Annotated in this window: 19 protein-coding genes; 8 read left to right on the top strand and 11 right to left on the bottom strand. The window is 66.1% G+C overall.

Annotated elements, in window-relative coordinates:
* Positions 1-33: 33 nt before the first annotated feature.
* The gene (locus ACZ5KP_RS15355) at positions 34-660 is read right to left on the bottom strand and encodes an METTL5 family protein (protein WP_460918767.1); all 627 of its coding nucleotides are present in this window, start codon (positions 658-660) and stop codon (positions 34-36) included.
* Entirely contained in the window at positions 660-1061 is a 402-nt protein-coding gene (locus ACZ5KP_RS15350; protein WP_460918766.1) for a DUF7961 family protein, read from the bottom strand. The genes ACZ5KP_RS15355 and ACZ5KP_RS15350 overlap by 1 nt, the downstream gene beginning before the upstream one ends.
* A gap of 191 nt (positions 1062-1252) precedes the next feature.
* Between ACZ5KP_RS15350 and ACZ5KP_RS15345 the strand changes: the two genes are divergently transcribed.
* Complete coding sequence (locus tag ACZ5KP_RS15345; protein WP_460918765.1) at positions 1253-1429, top strand: zinc finger domain-containing protein; 177 nt, start codon at positions 1253-1255, stop codon at positions 1427-1429.
* Between the two features lie 117 nt (positions 1430-1546).
* Here the strand turns inward: ACZ5KP_RS15345 and ACZ5KP_RS15340 are convergent, their stop codons facing one another.
* Positions 1547-2581 carry a disk-shape morphogenesis protein volactin gene (locus tag ACZ5KP_RS15340; protein WP_460918764.1) on the bottom strand — a complete coding sequence of 345 codons (1035 nt, stop codon included), beginning with the start codon at positions 2579-2581 and terminating at the stop codon, positions 1547-1549.
* 100 nt (positions 2582-2681) lie between these two features.
* The gene (locus tag ACZ5KP_RS15335) at positions 2682-3593 is read right to left on the bottom strand and encodes a cell division protein CdpA domain-containing protein (RefSeq protein WP_460918763.1); all 912 of its coding nucleotides are present in this window, start codon (positions 3591-3593) and stop codon (positions 2682-2684) included.
* A gap of 487 nt (positions 3594-4080) precedes the next feature.
* Between ACZ5KP_RS15335 and ACZ5KP_RS15330 the strand changes: the two genes are divergently transcribed.
* The 6 genes from ACZ5KP_RS15330 to bioD all read left to right on the top strand — a co-directional run bounded on the left by ACZ5KP_RS15330 (position 4081) and on the right by bioD (position 10666).
* Entirely contained in the window at positions 4081-4740 is a 660-nt protein-coding gene (locus ACZ5KP_RS15330) for a metallophosphoesterase family protein (protein ID WP_460918762.1), read from the top strand.
* A gap of 121 nt (positions 4741-4861) precedes the next feature.
* The gene (locus ACZ5KP_RS15325; protein ID WP_460918761.1) at positions 4862-6019 is read left to right on the top strand and encodes an archaeosine biosynthesis radical SAM protein RaSEA; all 1158 of its coding nucleotides are present in this window, start codon (positions 4862-4864) and stop codon (positions 6017-6019) included.
* A gap of 168 nt (positions 6020-6187) precedes the next feature.
* Positions 6188-7366: a biotin synthase BioB gene (gene bioB, locus ACZ5KP_RS15320; protein WP_460918760.1), complete on the top strand. Its 1179-nt coding sequence runs from the start codon at positions 6188-6190 to the stop codon at positions 7364-7366.
* Positions 7367-7396: 30 nt separating this feature from the next.
* A complete protein-coding gene (locus tag ACZ5KP_RS15315) occupies positions 7397-8551 on the top strand; it encodes a transcriptional regulator (RefSeq protein ID WP_460918759.1) in 1155 nt (384 codons plus the stop codon).
* 113 nt (positions 8552-8664) lie between these two features.
* Complete coding sequence (locus ACZ5KP_RS15310; protein WP_460918758.1) at positions 8665-9933, top strand: aminotransferase class I/II-fold pyridoxal phosphate-dependent enzyme; 1269 nt, start codon at positions 8665-8667, stop codon at positions 9931-9933.
* A gap of 1 nt (position 9934) precedes the next feature.
* Entirely contained in the window at positions 9935-10666 is a 732-nt protein-coding gene (bioD, locus tag ACZ5KP_RS15305) for a dethiobiotin synthase (protein WP_460918757.1), read from the top strand.
* Between the two features lie 253 nt (positions 10667-10919).
* Here the strand turns inward: bioD and ACZ5KP_RS15300 are convergent, their stop codons facing one another.
* The 5 genes from ACZ5KP_RS15300 to ACZ5KP_RS15280 all read right to left on the bottom strand — a co-directional run bounded on the left by ACZ5KP_RS15300 (position 10920) and on the right by ACZ5KP_RS15280 (position 13810).
* Positions 10920-11075 carry a hypothetical protein gene (locus ACZ5KP_RS15300; RefSeq protein WP_460918756.1) on the bottom strand — a complete coding sequence of 52 codons (156 nt, stop codon included), beginning with the start codon at positions 11073-11075 and terminating at the stop codon, positions 10920-10922.
* A 132-nt stretch (positions 11076-11207) separates the two neighbouring features.
* Complete coding sequence (locus tag ACZ5KP_RS15295) at positions 11208-11378, bottom strand: hypothetical protein (protein WP_460918755.1); 171 nt, start codon at positions 11376-11378, stop codon at positions 11208-11210.
* 72 nt (positions 11379-11450) lie between these two features.
* Positions 11451-13004, bottom strand: a complete 1554-nt coding sequence (locus ACZ5KP_RS15290; protein WP_460918754.1) for a replication factor C large subunit — start codon at positions 13002-13004, stop codon at positions 11451-11453.
* Between the two features lie 137 nt (positions 13005-13141).
* On the bottom strand, positions 13142-13522 hold the full coding sequence (locus ACZ5KP_RS15285) for a type II toxin-antitoxin system PemK/MazF family toxin (RefSeq protein WP_460918753.1): 381 nt from the start codon (positions 13520-13522) through the stop codon (positions 13142-13144).
* 6 nt (positions 13523-13528) lie between these two features.
* Positions 13529-13810, bottom strand: a complete 282-nt coding sequence (locus ACZ5KP_RS15280; RefSeq protein WP_460918752.1) for an AbrB/MazE/SpoVT family DNA-binding domain-containing protein — start codon at positions 13808-13810, stop codon at positions 13529-13531.
* A gap of 146 nt (positions 13811-13956) precedes the next feature.
* Here ACZ5KP_RS15280 and ACZ5KP_RS15275 point away from each other — a divergent pair, with 146 nt between their 5' ends.
* The gene (locus tag ACZ5KP_RS15275; RefSeq protein ID WP_460918751.1) at positions 13957-14664 is read left to right on the top strand and encodes a helix-turn-helix domain-containing protein; all 708 of its coding nucleotides are present in this window, start codon (positions 13957-13959) and stop codon (positions 14662-14664) included.
* Positions 14665-14762: 98 nt separating this feature from the next.
* Here the strand turns inward: ACZ5KP_RS15275 and hmgB are convergent, their stop codons facing one another.
* Both hmgB and ACZ5KP_RS15265 read right to left on the bottom strand, forming a co-directional pair.
* Positions 14763-16103 (bottom strand): hydroxymethylglutaryl-CoA synthase, encoded by a 1341-nt coding sequence (hmgB, locus tag ACZ5KP_RS15270; protein WP_460918750.1) that lies wholly within the window; start codon positions 16101-16103, stop codon positions 14763-14765.
* 126 nt (positions 16104-16229) lie between these two features.
* Positions 16230-16472: an AbrB/MazE/SpoVT family DNA-binding domain-containing protein gene (locus ACZ5KP_RS15265; RefSeq protein WP_460918749.1), complete on the bottom strand. Its 243-nt coding sequence runs from the start codon at positions 16470-16472 to the stop codon at positions 16230-16232.
* Positions 16473-16474 lie beyond the last annotated feature (2 nt).

Genomic DNA, 16474 nt, shown 5'->3' with positions numbered 1-16474 from the left:
CGCATACACACGCCATAGGGCTTCTCGACGCCGTCAGCTCCACTCGATCCGATAGACTTCGGCGTCGAGGCTGCGCTGCTCGTCCTCGTGGAACGCGAACTGGTTGTCGAGTTCGAACTCGGCGGCGAACGCGTGCGTGACCGTCCCCCCGACGTCGTCGGTGTACGCCTCCAGGAACTCCTGACTGCCCTCGTTGTGCACGGAGTAGGAGACGGAGGCGATCGACCGGGCCGTCTCGAGGAACTCCTTGTCGGCGCCACGATTCCCGTGCTGGGCACCGAACGGCGGGTTCATGACCACGGTCGTATCGGCCGGGGCGGGGGCCACTGGCGAGCGGGTCGCGTCGCCCTGGATCCACTCGATTTCGCTCGTCGTGCCGACCTTCTCCTCGTTGTCGGCCGCGGTCAGGATGGGATCGCTGTCGAGTTCGACGCCGACGACGCGGTCCGCACCACGGAGCGCCGCGGCGAGCGCGAGCATCCCGGTTCCAGTGCCCAGATCGACCACTGTCCGGCCCGCGAGGTCACCCTGCAGGTCGGCGACGTGAACGATGTGGGCTGCGAGCTCCGGCGGCGTCGGGTACTGCTCGAGTTCCGCTCGCGGATCGTCGAACCCGGCGACGACGCCCAGGCGCTTTGCGAGTGAGCTGCGCGTGCTCATCAGTGCTCGAGGATCTCCTCGACACCGGCCGGTCCGTCGATGGTCAGTGCCAGCCCCTCCCGTCGTGCGCGTTCGGCACACGCCGCGAGCGCCGTCTCGGCCGCGGCAGGTGGGTGCTGGTCGTCGAGACGCACCGTGAGCCGATTCGCGCCGAGGAAGACGGCCGCACGGACCAGGGCCCGGATTCGATCCGCTTCGGTCTCGGTCGCGAGCGAACAGTCCTCGTCGAAACAGGCGTCGACGGCGAGTTCGACGGGCGCCAGGCCGTCGTCCGCCAGCTCGGCCTGGAGATCGCGCAGATACTCTGGACCGGTCGATTCGAGGGACGTAGCGTCGATGCGGACAGGGGTGACCGAATCGACGCGCTCGTGCTCGACGAGCGCGGGAGACGTGGTGGTCATGGCTGTCTCCGAATACACTTGGCGAATACAAAAGCCTTGTTGAATGCACAATAGTAATATCTTCGTGATGATTCGGCGTATTTTCCAGTAGCGCCCGTCTGGCATTCTAGCCGGAGTGGGCGTCAGCGCCCCGTTCGCGGAGCGTCAGTGCGTGGGCAATCATTAAGGTCCGGCCGCGAAAACTGTGGGGTATGGACTGTCCACGGTGTGGTGGCGAAATCGAGACCTACTCGCTGTCGGGTCACGACGCCGAGATCTGCGAGAGCTGTGGGTACGTCGGCGTCGCAGTCGAACATCAGAGCGAACCGGTCGAGTTCGAATCCTGGAACGACGCGTTACAGCGGTTCTACGACGACCACTCCTCGTAGCGTCGGCCGGCACTCCCGAGCGGACGGCTTCGTCTGAACGCACGACTTGGAGTTGCCACGCCAGCAGCTACCCGTACCTGATCGGGAAACGCCGAAGAAAACGGTGAGAGTGCCGCGTTACTCGTCGGCTGCTGCGGCTTCGCCTTCGGCTTCCGCGTCTGCGGCCTCTGCTTCCTGCTCGTCGGAGCGAGCGGCGACCAGCCCACCGCGCGCGACGGAGTACAGCGGCTCGTCGGCGTGGGTGACGCCACTGATCGAGAACGGAATGTTGGCGTCCTCGAGGTGGTCACGGAACAGCGCCTCGAAGCCGTCGGGGCTCGAGGTGCCGCCGGTAACGACGACGGGGACGTCGAGTCCTTCCTCGACGTCCTCCTCGTCGACCTCCTCGACGATGAGGTCGATCACGTAGTCGAGCAGGTTCTCGTAGTAGATCGACAGTGCACCCTCGACGCCGCCGACGTCCGTCTCGAAGTCGAGCTCGAAGTCCTCCTCCTTGATCGAGGTAACCTTGTCGACGGGCGTGCCGGTCGCCTGCGCAGCCTGCTCGTCGATCCAGTCGCCACCGCGGGCGACGGAGAACTTCATGACCGGCACTGCGTAGTAGGACAGGCAGACGTTGGTCATGCCGGCCCCGAAGCTGATGCCGAGTCCCGTGAAGGAGTTGTCCGCGAGCTCGCTGTAGACGACGGACATCCCCTCGTTGATCGGCTCGGCGTCGTAGCCCATGTCGCCGAGGAAGGACTCGATCGTCTTCTGGTGATACAGCGTCGAGAGGTCCGTGTCGATCGGGTCGGCCGGTGTTGAGAAGTAGAGCTTCTCGCCCGGTCGGTCCGGCTCGCCGATGACCTGCTCGATGATGAGCTTCATCATCGGGATCGCGGACTTCTCGTCGGAGGAGAGGATGCCGTCCTGCATCGGGCGGCGGGTCTCCCGGTTGAAGATGTTCGCGAAGTTCAGGGCGTCGTCGCCGACGACGTACACCTTGTCGTCCTTTCGGATGTGGAGCACTTCGCTTCGCGAGAGCATCTGCTCGGCCATATCCGAGTAGTCGATCTCGACGAAGGAGTTGCGCTGCTGGACGAACACCGTGTCGTTACCATCCTGCTGTGCGGACAGGATGTTCATGGTACCGACGTCTAGGCCTTTCGCCATGTCAGGACACACCGTCCCGGGCGGTAATAAAACTATGTGAAATAATTTCGAGTGGTAGAAAATCCAATTAACTAGCAGGCGTCGGGGTAGTAGAAACCCTTTAACTGAGGCCCAAACGTTGCAATAGCCGGCTCAGGAACCCGTTACTGGCGGTCGGGGCGTTGGACGGAACCTGGTCGTCCTGCTTTTGCTTTTTCAGTTCGTTGAGCGCGGCAGTCTGGTCGTCGACCGTGGACTCGGAGGTCGCCGTTTTCGTGTCGCCGCCCTTGAGATTCTTGAGCCCCTGAACCTGTGCGTCGACGCCCCCGGACTCGACGCGCTTGTTCCCCTCGAGTCCGAGACCGCCGGCCTCCATTTCGGAGTCCGCGAAGTCCGTGTTGAGCTTGAGTTTCCGGTTCTCGGACTTCTCGACGCCGCCCCAGGTCATCTCGACGTCCTCCATCGCACTCTCGATGTCGCGCTCGATCTCCTCGGTCGTGTACGACTCCTCGTCCTCCTGCTCCTCGGGTGCCCTGATCTCGGATGGTGCAGGGGCCTGTGCCTCGTGGAGGTGGTGCCCGATCAGGGCCGCACCAGTCGAAGCCGTGACGATCGTCAGTCCGACTGCGTACGCGCCCACGACGTAGAGCGTGTCAGTCGGGTTGTGGTCGAACCAGTTGGGGTAGATGGCCGCGAAGCCGACGACTGCAGCGAGAATGATGGCGAGTCCGGCGCCCGCGGCGTACGTCGCTCGTTTCTCGACGGGAAGCAGTACCACGAAAGAGATCATCGCGAGCGGCACGGAGAGCATGCCGCTCGCGTAGGCGATGCGTGCGATCGCGAAGTAGCCGTCGTCGCGGATGCCGTAAATCGCAGTGCCGAGAACGAACAGCACGAGCGCCATGAACGCGAGGCCGATCGCCGTGAAGAAGAGACCGAAGCCGAGGTAGACGTCTGTCTCAGTCTCTGGTTCGCCGATGTACCGCTCGTACCACTCGAAGAGGACGTTGTTCGGGGAGTCGTCGCTCGTCATTGCGAAGCAGTTTCACCCCCATCCCCATCATTGTTCTGTTACGTTTCACCTTCCAGATAGTTGTCTTGCGCTACTCGCCACGCTGACATTCGCAGTCGGTTCGCGATCGGATACGTGTCGGTAGTTATCGGGACAGTTGGTTCGGTACAAACGGAACAGCTGGTCGCCGCCGTCCAGTCGGCTTTCCGATAGGTATGCCCCTCTTACCGCGGTTTGCTCCACTGCTCCCTCCATGGGCAGTCATCTCTAATCTGAGAGACCGTACGCAACGGCACGTCTCGTCGTAGCGGCCCGGTCGCTCCTTGTGGACTCTTCGTTCACAGTGCACTGTTCCTCTGGAAGACACTGTCCATCGATGAGCACTGTTCCACCGGAGGGCACCGATCGCTCGTGACCACAGAGCTCCACGCCGTGGCACGTCCAAAGCAGCGATGGGACCGATCAGCGCTACCAAGCCGTCAAGTGCCATGGGGCCGGAGGACTCGCTATGCGGATCGGCGTGCTCTCGGACGTCCACGCGAATCTCCCCGCGCTCGAAGCAGTACTCGACGATCTCCCGGACGTCGACGCGATCGTCAACGCCGGGGACGTCGTCGGCTACAATCCATGGCCCGGGGAGTGTCTCGCAGCGATTCGGGAGCGAGCGATCGCTTCCGTAGGGGGCAACCACGACCGTGCCGTCGCGAGCGAGTCGAACTTCCGGTTCAACAGTATGGCCGCGGCGGGCGTTCGCCACGCACGCGAGAAACTGAATGACGACCAGATCGACTGGCTCGCCGGCCTTCCCGACGAGCGAAGCTGCTTCGACGACCGCGTTCGGATCGTCCACGGCCACCCCGACGATCCCGATCGCTACACCTACCCCGAGGACTTCTCGCCGTCGCTCCTGGGGGATGCGGACGTGCTCGTACTCGGCCACACCCACGTCCAGCACGCGGAGCGCTACCCCGAGGGCATCGTGTTGAATCCGGGAAGCATCGGTCAGCCGCGCGATCGCGATCCGCGAGCTGCGTACGCGATCCTCGATCTCGAGGAGATGGACGTGGAGTGCCACCGCGTCGAGTACGACGTCGAGCGCGTGATCGAGGCGGTGGACGCAGCCGGATTACCGGAGAAGATCGGCGAACGACTTCGGACGGGTCGGTGAGGGTGAAGGTTCGGAGAGAGTGAAGGTTCGGTGACGATGGCACGACCGCCGGTGCGCCGGCAACCGAGTCCGTGGCGTGTACCCGCGCCCCTTTTGTCGTCCCGTCAGTTACTGAAGTGCAATGAGCGAGCCGAGCCCGGAGGTCTACGAGGAGGGCCGCGGCATGGACGCGCACAACCAGGTGATGCGCTCCATCCGTGCGGAGAAGGAAGCCGAGTACGACCCCCGGGAGCCCACGCGCGTCTGGATCGACGAGGACAACACGCCGGACGGCGTTCGCGAGTCCCTGACGATCGTCCTGAACACGGGTGGCTGTCGCTGGGCACGCGCGGGCGGCTGTACGATGTGTGGCTACGTCGCCGAGTCCGTCGACGGCGGCGAAGTCAGTCACGACGCGCTGATGGCCCAGATCGACTCCGTGCTCGAGCACGAGGCCCATCACGCCGACGGGCCCTGCGACCTCGTGAAGATCTACACCTCGGGCTCTTTCCTCGACGAGCGCGAGGTCTCCGCCGAGAGCCGGCGGGCCATCGCGGAGACCTTCGGCGATCGCGAGCGGATCGTCGTCGAATCGCTCCCGGACTTCGTCGATCGGGAGACGCTTTCGGACTTCACCGCGCAGGGGCTCCACACCGACGTCGCGATCGGCCTCGAGACCACGAGCGACCGGATTCGCCGCGACTGCGTGAACAAGTACTTCGCGTTCAGCGACTTCGAGGCCGCCTGCGCCGAGGCGAGGGCCGCCGACGAGGAAGCCAGCGAGCACGCACCCGACGCCGTCAGCGATGAATCCGGCGGGGACGCCACGACTGGGTCCGGAGATCCAGACGTCGGCGTCAAGGCGTACCTGCTGATGAAGCCGCCCTTCCTCAGTGAGCAGGAGGCCATCGACGACATGATTTCCTCGGTCTACGACTGCGCCGAGACCGACGGCTGTCACACCGTCTCGATGAACCCTTGCAACGTCCAGCGGTACACGATGGTCGACGAGCTGTACTTCCAGGGCGGCTACCGCCCGCCGTGGCTCTGGAGCGTCGCGGAAGTCCTCGAGTCGACCGCAGACGCCGATGCCATCGTCATCTCCGACCCCGTCGGCCACGGCTCCGACCGCGGCCCGCACAACTGCACGGAGTGTGACGACCGCGTCCAGCGCGCGATCAAGGACTTCGACCTGCGCCAGGACCCCTCCGTCTTCGACCAGGTAGACTGCGAGTGTGAGGCCACCTGGGAGGCCGTCCGCGAACGCGAGAGCGGGTTCAATCTACCGCTCGCACAGTAGCCAGTTTCGGCCACGGCCACCACCGAGCGCAGGCATTCTCGGTCCAGTGAAAGCGCTCGCGACCAGACCGATCCCCGGTGAGCCCGCGTCGTTTCCTGAAGGACAATCGTCGAAACCGATGTTCGACAACCCCGTACAATTAAGGACTCGTCAACCGACACGAGAAACGTGGTTTACAGCACCGGCAACACGACGGTCGACCGGGCCACCGAGCGCGTGCTCGCCGGGGAGTCACTCTCCCGGCGCGACGGCCTTGCGCTCATCGCCCAGCCGGTCGAGGACCTGGCGCCGGCGGCAGATTACGTCCGCGCCCAGCGCAACGACGACACCGTCGACGCCTGTTCGATCGTCAACGCGAAGGCGGGCAACTGCGCCGAAGACTGTGGGTTCTGTGCGCAGTCAGTCCACTTCGACACGGGCATCGACATGTACGGGTTCCTCGATCCGGAGGAGATCCTCGCGGCGGCCAAGCGGGCCGAGCGCGACGGCGCACAGCGCTTCGGCATCGTCGTCGCGGAGAAGGGCGTGAACAAGGAACAGCGACCCGAGGAGTGGGAGCGGGTCCTCGAGGCGATCCGGCTCGTCCGTGACGAGACCGACGTCGAAGTCGACGGCTCGCTGGGCATCCTGACCGAAGAGGAGGCGGCGATCCTCGTCGACGAGGGGCTCAACCACTACAACCACAACATCGAGACCTCGCCCCGCTTCTTCCCCGAGATCGTCGACACCCACGCGTTCGAAGACCGGGTCGAGACGCTCGAAATCGCCAAGGACGCGGGCATGGATCTCTGTGCCGGCGTCATCCTGGGCATGGGCGAGACCCCGACCGATCGCGTCGACGCGGCGATCGCGCTCCAGGAGATCGGCGTCTCTTCGGTCCCGGTGAACGTCCTCAATCCCGTGGCTGGGACCGCTCTCGGCGAGAAACTCGGTGACACCGCGGACATCTCGACCGAAGAGATCGTCAAGACGATCGCGGTCTATCGGTTCCTCCACCCCGACGCCCGCGTCCGGCTCACTGGTGGTCGCGAGGTGAACCTCGATCCCGACGAGCAGCATCTCCCCTTCGAGGCCGGCGCGGACGGCATCCTCACCGGCGACTACCTCACCACTCACGGCAACGACGCGGCGGACGACCTCGACGTGATCGAGCAGGCCGGAATGGAGCCCAACATGGACGCCAACGAGTTCGATCCCGACGAGGTTCGATCCCGCGCACGCGCCGACGGTAGCGGCTCAGAGCACGTCGATCCGGAGGACGAGCCAGAGACGGCGGCGGGGACAGCCACCAGCAAGGCCGGCGATCCCCGAAACGACCGGAGCGAGGCGACCAACGCGGGCGACTGAACGACGACAGAACGCACCCAACTACGACACATGGAATCCATCGACTTCGCGGTACTCGGTACGGGCGGCATCGGACGACGAACGCTCGAGGTCAGCCAGTCGAAAGACCACCTGAACGCGGTCGCAGCCTGTGACCGCCACGGCGTCGCGATCGACCACGACGGTCTCGACGTCGACGAACTGCTCGACGCGACGGAGGGGAACATCGCGGGCGACGGTCGCGGCGACACCTCTGGGGACGACGGTGTCCCCGACCGAGCAGCGGACGGCGGTGAGCGATCCGAACGATCGCGATCCTCGTCGGATCTCCGATCCGACGGCGGCGTCACTGCCGAGGACACCGACGCCGCGACGGGCGTCAAACAGCACGGCGAGGACGCGGGCGTCGTCGCCTCCGAACAGGCCGAACCCACCGACACACCGATCGACGACGTGATCGCCGAATCCGATCGCTTCGACGCGGTCCTGGTCGCGCTCCCGAACCTCGAGCACGACTTCATCCCGCGAATCGCGGAGCGATTCGCAGATGCAAAGTACTCCGGCGTGCTGATCGACGTGCTCAAACGCTCGCGCGTGATCGGCATGCTCGACGACCGCGCGGATCGCTTCGAGGAGACCGGCATCACGTTCGTCTGTGGCGCGGGCGCGACGCCGGGCTTTCTCACCGGCGCCGCCGCCCTCGCCGCCCAGTCCTTCGTCGAGGTCGAGTCCGTCGACATCTGGTGGGGCGTCGGACTCAAGTCCGGCTACGAGGACAACCGCGGAACCGTCCGGGAGGACATCGCACACCTCGACGGCTACGACGTCGAGACCGCGCGCGAGCTGACCGCCGAGGAGATCGAGGCGATCGTCGAGGACAACGACGGCGTGCTGGAGTTTCACGACATGGAGCACGCCGACGACGTGCTCCTCGAACGCGCGGGCATCTGCGACGCCGAGGACGTCTCCGTCGGCGGAATTCTCGATCTCCGGAGCGACGAGAAGCCGACGACCACGACGGTCGAAGTGACGGGGACGACGTTCGACGGCGAGACCGGGACCAACACCTTCGAACTCGACGACGACACCTCGATGGCGGCGAACGTCAACGGGCCGGCGCTGGGCTACCTCCAGCGCGCCGTCGAACGGAACCGTGCCGGCGACTTCGGCGTCTACGGTCCAGCGGAACTGATGCCTGGATTCTGAACGCTGGCGTTCCAGTTGTCGTGTGGTCCGCGAGTCGTGGATCGCCGACCGTGCTACCGTCCGCCAGTGCGAACCGCGACGCCTAAATCCCCCACCGACGAGGCTCAGGTCACATGCGAGAGCGAGGATTCGACCTCGACGCCCGCCTCCGACGGCGTCGGGGAGAGAACCTCTACCGCGAGCTCCGGCCCGCCGACCGCGTCGGGCCGCGGGCGCGGTTCGGCCCGGATCCTGGAGCAGGGCTCCCGGTCCTCGACGCCGACGCCGACCTCGTCTTCGCCGCGAACAACTATCTCGGACTCGCCAACGACGAGCGCGTGATCGACGCCGCCCAGCGCGCCGCCGACGTCGTCGGTACCGGAGCAGGAGCGAGCCGTCTCGTCACCGGCGACACGATGGTCCATCGCGATCTGGAAGCGCGGATCGCCGACGCCAAGCACGCCGAGCGTGCGCTCGCCTTCTCCTCTGGCTACGCCGCGAACGTCGGAACGATCGCCGCACTCGATCCGGACGTCGTCTTCTCCGACGCGCTCAACCACGCGAGCATCGTCGACGGCTGCCGACTCGCCGACGCGGAGGTCGTCGTCTACGACCACTGCGACCCGGAAGATCTCCGCGAGCGGATGCAGCGTCGCCGGTCCGACCCCGCCGCCGCTGGCGGAACCGCGATGGCCAACGGCGGTACCAGCGAGGACCACGAAGGGGCGCGCGCCGACGCCGAATCGTGGCTGGTCGTTACCGACTCCGTGTTCAGCATGGACGGGACGATCGCACCACTGGAGGCGCTCGCCGACGTCGCGGAGTCCGCCGGCGCGTGGCTGATGGTCGACGAAGCCCACGCAACCGGCTGTTTCGTCGACGGTGGCGGCATCGTCCAGCGCGAGGGCCTCGAGGACCGGGTCCAGATCCAGCTCGGAACGCTCTCGAAAGCGCTCGCGAGCCAGGGTGGGTACGTCGCCGGCTCGAACGAGCTCGTCGAGTATCTCGTCAACGAGGCCCGGTCCTTCGTCTTCTCGACGGGCCTCGCTCCGTCGGCCGCGGCAGCTGCGGGCGAAGCGCTCCACCTGGCACGGACGACCGATCGGCGAGCGCGACTCTGGCGCAACGTCGACAAGCTCCGAGAGGGCCTGGAGGACGTCGGGTTCGACGTCGGCGGCGAGTCCCAGATTCTCCCGGTGCACGTGGGAGACAGAGAAGACGCGATGGCGCTGTCCGACGCGCTCGGGGAACGGGGGATCGTGGCGCCAGCGATTCGCCCGCCTACGGTCCCGGAGGGAACGAGCCGCATCCGCGTCGCGCCGATGGCGACGCACTCCGCAGCACAGCTCGAGGACTGCGTGAACGCGTTCGCCGACGCCGCCACCGACGTCGGTGTGATCTGAGATGACCGACGCGAGTAGCGACGCTGTGGCCGACGCCGTGGCGTCGATCCGGGACGGTTCCGGCGCGTTCGTGGCCGGGACAGACACCGGCGTCGGGAAGACGATCTTCACCGCCGGACTCACTGGCTGGCTGCGCGAGGAGGGCGTCGACGCCAGAGCGATCAAGCCTGCCCAGACTGGGGCCCCGGCGGACGACGACGCGGCGGTCGTCGCCGCCGCAGCCGACGATGCCACCGAGGCGAGCACCTGCCTCCGACGGCTCGGTCCGGCACTCGCACCACGTGTCGCCGCCGAGCGGGAAGGCGTCGAGCTGGACTACGACGACCTCCTCGCGGACTGTCGGGGTGCAGTGGAGTCGACTGTGTTCCCGATCGTCGAGGGGATCGGAGGACTACGCGTTCCCCTCGCCGGCGATCGGGAGGTGCTCGATCTCGCGGCCGATCTCGGGCTGCCGGCGATCGTCGTCGCGCGCTCCGGGCTGGGGACACTCAACCACACCGCCCTGACCGTCGACGCGCTCCGATCCCGTGACATTGCCGTCCCGCTCGTGATTCTCAACGAGTACGAGCCCGACGGCGTCGCCGAGCGGACGAACCCCGCCGAACTCCGCCGGATGCTCGACGTGCCCGTCGCGACGCTCCCTCCCTTCGACGCGACGGATCCCGACGCGATCGTTCCCGCGCTGCGGACCGTACTCGAGCCGGACGCCGCTGCGAGCGGCACCTCGCGATAGACGGCGCCGGTGCGTGCCGTCGGCGAACTGCGTTCCGCCGCCCAGCAGTCTGCATCCGTAGCGAACTGGACCCGTTAGCAGCGAGCGACGGCTGCTGGGAGCCTCCGAGCACACGGGAAGCGAGCCGTTGGTCCTGTGCGCGAGCGTCGCGCTCTGGTAGCGTGGCAGGGAGCTTCTGCAGAAGACGATCGCACGCTGCAGCGGGACCGAAAGACGGGCCGTGGGGGTACTGGATCGACGCGCAGCAGGGTCCTCAGGCAGGAAGCCAGTCCTCCCGCGAGTCCCCTACGCCGTCGACGAGCAGATCCGCGAGGTCGCTCTTGCGATGCTCGACCATCAGGTGGACCCGGAGGGCGGCGTCGCTCGTCTCCTGTGCGTCGCAGACGGGGCAGGGGCGGTCCTCTGGCATTGCAAGCACTGGTAACGCAGGTAGCTATATTAAATTATTGTTCATTATAGATAGTGTCCGCGAACTCACCCGGTGCCGAGTAGTAGTAGTAGTAGTAGTAGTAGTAGTAGTAGTAGCAGGCTCCGACGAAAGCTACGGCTCCAGCAGCGCCTCGGAGGTCTCGCGGTCGGCGTCGACGTCGTGGAGGACGTAGGTCGCGAGGTCGCTCTTTCGATGCTGGACCATCAGGTGCGTTCGGAAGGCGTTCGCGTCGGCGGATTCGTGCTCACACCACGGGCACTGGAGGGAGGACTGGGGAACCATCGTGCGTACGTGTACCGTACTCCACGAGCGATATTGAAACGTTCGTCCCTCTCCCTGGTGATACGACGGCGATCAGAAGAACTCGTCCAGTCCGGACTGGTCCTCGCCGTCGTCGGGCGAGGGCTCGGCCGCGTCGCCGTCCGCGTCGGCCGGTGCAGCTCCGTCGGTTCCTGGATCTGCCTCCTCCGAAGCGTCGCTCGAGTCGGCATCGTTCGCGGCGTCCGCGAACGTCGATTGGGAGTCCTGTGACTCGCCGGACCCACCGGCGCCCTCGCCAGCGACGCCGTCGCGATCGGACGCATTGGCGGCTTCGTCCTCGCGCGTCGACCCCTCGAAGGCACCGCGCGACGCGTCGACTGCCGTGGTCTCACGGAGCTCGGCGGCGTCCTCGACGATCGACTGCACCTTGTTCGTGTCTTCGCCGCTGCCGGTCAGAAAGGCGAGTTCACCGGCGTCGAGCTCGTAGGCTGCGGCCACCCCGACCGTCACGTCGCGGGGTTTGCAGTGGTGGGTCATCGCGGCGAGGTAGGGCAGGATTCGACGCCGCGCAGTGCCGAGCGAACACCCCTCGCGTTCGGCGATCCGCTGGGCGATGCCGTCCCGCGTCGAGCGCGTTCCTTTCGACCGGCCGAGCTTCGTGCGGAAGCTCGGCGGGCCGTAGCGCGTCCAGCCACCCTTGGGTTCCTGGCGGGACGCCGCGACGCCGGCGACCATCGCGTCGCTCGCGTACCGCCAGTACGTGTAGTTCTGCGTCTCGCGCACCCGCCCGAGCCAGCGGTCGGCGTTCGAGAGGTGGTCGTAGGCGTCAGCGAGCTCCGTGCCCGCGTAATCTTTCGGCACGTTGTCCTCGATCCACTGGATCAGGTCGTCGGGGTTCTCCTCGACGTCGTAGGAGGTCTTCAGCGCCTCCTCCGCGCCCTGTTCCTTGATCACCAAATCGAGGAAATCGAAGATGTCGACGGTACCGTCGCGATCGCCAGTCGAGATGTCGGCCTCGGTGATCCGGTCCCGACCCTCTGCGACCGCCTGGAGGTCGTTGATCGCCGAGCGGAGATCGCCGCTCGTCCGCTGGGCGATCGCGTCGAGCGCGTCGTCCTCGAACTCGACGCCCTCCTTCCGGCAGATGTCTCGCAGCACGGGGACGATCGAGCGCGCCGAGACGTCGCGGAACTCGATCTCCTGGCAGGCGTTGCGAAGCCCGCGCGACATGTCGTAGAAGTCGTTGGCGACGAGCACGATCGGCTGGTCGGCGTCCTTGACGACGTCCGTGACGGCACGAGAGCCGCCGTAATCCGCATTGCCGTGGAAGTTGTCCGCCTCGTCGAGTATCACGAGCCGTCGCTTCCCGCCGGTGAGCGTCGCCGACTTCGACGCCTCGCCGGCGATGCGCTCGACGACGTCCCTGGTCCGGTCGTCGCTCGCGTTCAGCTCCATCACGTCCCAGCCGAGATCGTTCGCGAGCGCGTGCGCCGCGGAGGTCTTGCCGACCCCCGGCCGACCGTAGACGATGGCCGCCTCGCCGTGATCGTCCCAGGACTCCGCCCACTGCCGGAGGTCGTCGCGAGCGGCGTCGTTCCCCCTGACCTCGGCGAGCGTCGTCGGGCGGTACTTCTCCGTCCAGTCCATCGAAATTCAGTTGGATCGGTCCGGGGTTATGGCTTGCGGAGCGGCGGTGATCGATCGTGCGGAAACGTCGCTGGTCGTGGGGAGCGACGGAGCTGCACCATCGCACGCAGCGGAAACGCAGCCGTCGTCGAGCCGGGTCACTCCAGGGGCCCGCCGAGGTCGAGGCTGTACTCCAGTGCGCGATCGACGTCGAGGAGCACGTCCTCGGGGACCGATCCGAGGTTCTCGACGACGTCCCGCTCGATTTCGACCGTCGTCGGTTGGCTACAGAGCGCGACCGCCCCCTCATCGAGTCCGCTGTCCTGTGGTCGAAGCAGGACCTCGTGTGGGTAGCGCTCGGGACCGAAATCGGCCGTCAACGGTACGACGACCGTCGTCGAGGAGTGTTCGTTCCCCACGTCGTTCTGGACGACGAGACAGGGCCGGTGACGACCGGTTTCACCGCCCACGTCGCCGTCGGCACTGCCAACGCTGCGAGCGAACGATACGACGACGACATCGCCACGTGCAACTTCCATACCAGTTCACCACGTAGGGACGTCGTCTGGCTGCTCTGTGTCGTCGTCCGTGGTCTGGGTACCGGGGCCACCAGTCGAAATCGCGCGAGCGACGGCACGATCTCGATCGTTCCACTCGCGGTACCCCTCTTCGAGCCTATCGTCGACCGTCCGCTGGGCGATCACGATCTTCTCGTCCTCGGATCGGACGACGACCTCGTCGCCACCGCGGATACCGAACCGCTCCCGCAAGTCCTTCGGTATCGTGATCTGCCCGCGCTCCCCGACGATCCGCGTGTCCCGGGCCATTGTCGTCCCTGAATACACCGATAGCCTGCAAAAGGGTTGTGCGTGCATCTATAGCACAGTGGATCGCCAGCCGACTCGCCCCCGACGCTGATCGCGCGCATCGAATCTGCCGTAAGCGCTAACTGTTGGCCACGTAACCTGTGGCTATGGGAGAGGGGCCTCGTGGCGAGCTCGCCGAGAAGATCGCGGGGGAGGTCGCACTCAGCGACGATCCGGGGGCGACGCTACGCAAGTGGCGCACCGACTTCGACGTGACACAGACGGATCTCGCGGAGCAACTCGAGATCTCCTCGTCGGTCATCAGCGACTACGAGAGCGGGCGCCGTGACAGCCCGGGGATCGCGGTCGTCCGTCGGATCGTGACCGGACTGCTCGACATCGACGAACGTCGGGGCGGCGGGCGCATCCGGCAGTACGGCAGGGTGCTCTCCGCCGGGTTCGAGAGCGACGTCGTTCTGGACCTCCGGGAGTATCCCGCCGCGATGCCGGTCGACGACGTGTTCGACGAGATCGGCGCGGAAGGGCTGGTCGAGGGCGAGCGTGATCGGATTACCGGCCACACCGTCATCGACAGCGTCGAGGCGATCCAGCGGCTGTCCAGCGAGGAGATCTTCAACCTCTACGGCCAGTCGACGAGTCGCGTCCTCGTGTTCACGGAACTGACCCGCGGCGAATCACCGCTGGTCGCCCAGCGAGTCGTCTCGCCGACCCCGAATGCAGTCGTACTCCACGGGATCGACGAGGGGGAGCTCTGGGAGCACGCACCGGACCTCGCTCGCGTCGACGGGTTCGCACTCGCGACCTGCACCACGCCGCTGGACGACGTTCTCGAGACGCTCTCCTCGCTGCCCTGATAGCAGCGTTTTTGGACTCGACGCTCGCACAGCTGCATCCGTAGCGCGGCGGCCGATCCGATTCGGCTGGAAAAGGAAGTCCGAACGTTCTGACAGGGCTACTCGACGTAGCGGTACTGTCGCTCGCCCATCCGTCCCCAGCCGTCGAAGACGAACTCGCTGTCGGGCGTCGTCAGCGCCTCGATGTCGGTGTCGAGGTCGTGGTTGTGCGAGTCGTGGATCGTCTCGTACTCCTCGAAGGAGAGGTCGTATCGCGATTCGAGCTGCTCGTCAACGTTCATCGACTCGATCTCCTCGCGCCAGCCGTCGAGTACGGTCTCGTCGTGGATCTCCGCCTGCGCGCCGGAGCCGTACGACGCCACGAGGAGCTTCGATCCCTCGAGGTCGTGATCGGTCTCGTACGCGTCGAGGAGCGCGCTCGCTCGCGCGACGTGGACCGACCCCGTGTACCAGTTGCCGACCTGCCGGGAGACGTCGAGGGTCGGCTCGATCGTCGCGTCGTACCACGTCTTGTAGCGCTCCGTCTCCACGAGGTCGTCCGTGTAGTCGCTGAGCGCCTCGCGGTAGGACTCGGTGTCCTCGAACTCGTCCTCGTCGGGCTGGGGGCCGATCTCCGCGGCGAGTTCCTCCTCGATCTCCGTGCCGCGGACGAGGTTCCGGTAGCCCAGCACGGCGGCCTTGCGGACCATCCCCGGAAACGGCGTGTGGAAGGGAACGTAGGCGAAGTCGTCGGGGTGGATGTCGCCGCCCGAGGCTTCCTTGTAGTCCTCGAGCGCCTCGCGGGTTCGCGCGAGGTAGACCTGCATCGAGCGTTTGCCGTCGACGCTCGGGAACTGCTGGTTCGGCTTGAGGAAGTCGGTCTCGTCGGCGCTCCCGATCCCCTGGGCGTGGGAGAACTCGACGACGGAGGGGTCTTCCGTGATCCACAGTGCGACTGCACCGGCGCCCTGGGTCGCCTCGCCGGGATCGTCCCGGGCGTAGAGCGCGGTGTCCGTCGCGATTACGATCGCGCCGCGGCCACGATTTCGGCCCGACGCGATCCAGTTGAACGCGTCGTTGACGCTCTGGGTCCCAGCGATGCACGCGAACTTCCGCTCGCCCTTGTTCGCGTGGTGGAAGTCGTCGTCGTAGACCTGCTCGAGACAGCCCGCGACGTACGTCGAAACGGGCTTGGAGTTGTCGAAGGCGCTCTCCGTCGCGACGTCGATCCGGCCGACGTCGTCCGGCTCGAGTCCCTTGCGCTCCATCAGCCGATGGGCAGCGTTTGCGCCCATCGTGACGATGTCCTCGTAGCTGTCCGGGAACGAGCTGGCGTGGAGACCAAGCCCCTTCGTGTACTTCCCCGGATCCTCGTCCTGTGCGGGTGCGAACGTGCCCGGAAGGTCGAGTTTGAGGTTGCCGACCCAGAGCTCCATGGCGTCGATCCCGACGGCTGTCATGCTAGGTGGGTGGGCGTCGGCGTGGGATAAGGGCTTGTCGATCGGGGGTTCGACGGGTGTCGAATGGTCGGCCGACTGGAGAGGGAGCGAACGGATCGATTGAGCGACCAACGAGCGCTCTCGCCATCACTCGACGCCGAATCCGTCGTGTTCGGCGATGCCGTCGACGGGGTCCTCGCTCGCACCGGGTTCGAAGTCGGCGAACGCTTCGCCGCCGCGGTGTTGTACGTCGGCGACGAGCTCGTCCTCGACGACCTTCCATCGGATCACGTCACCGTCGTCGATATCGAACCGGCAGCGGATGTGTGCAGGAAGGTACACCTGATTGTCGGAGACAGTGCCCACTCCGACTTCGTTCGGTCCGCTCATGA

The sequence above is a fragment of the Salinarchaeum chitinilyticum genome, assembly GCF_055390775.1.
The sequence above is the reverse complement of the archived record's forward strand: the minus strand, read 5'-3'. Positions and strand labels throughout refer to the sequence as shown.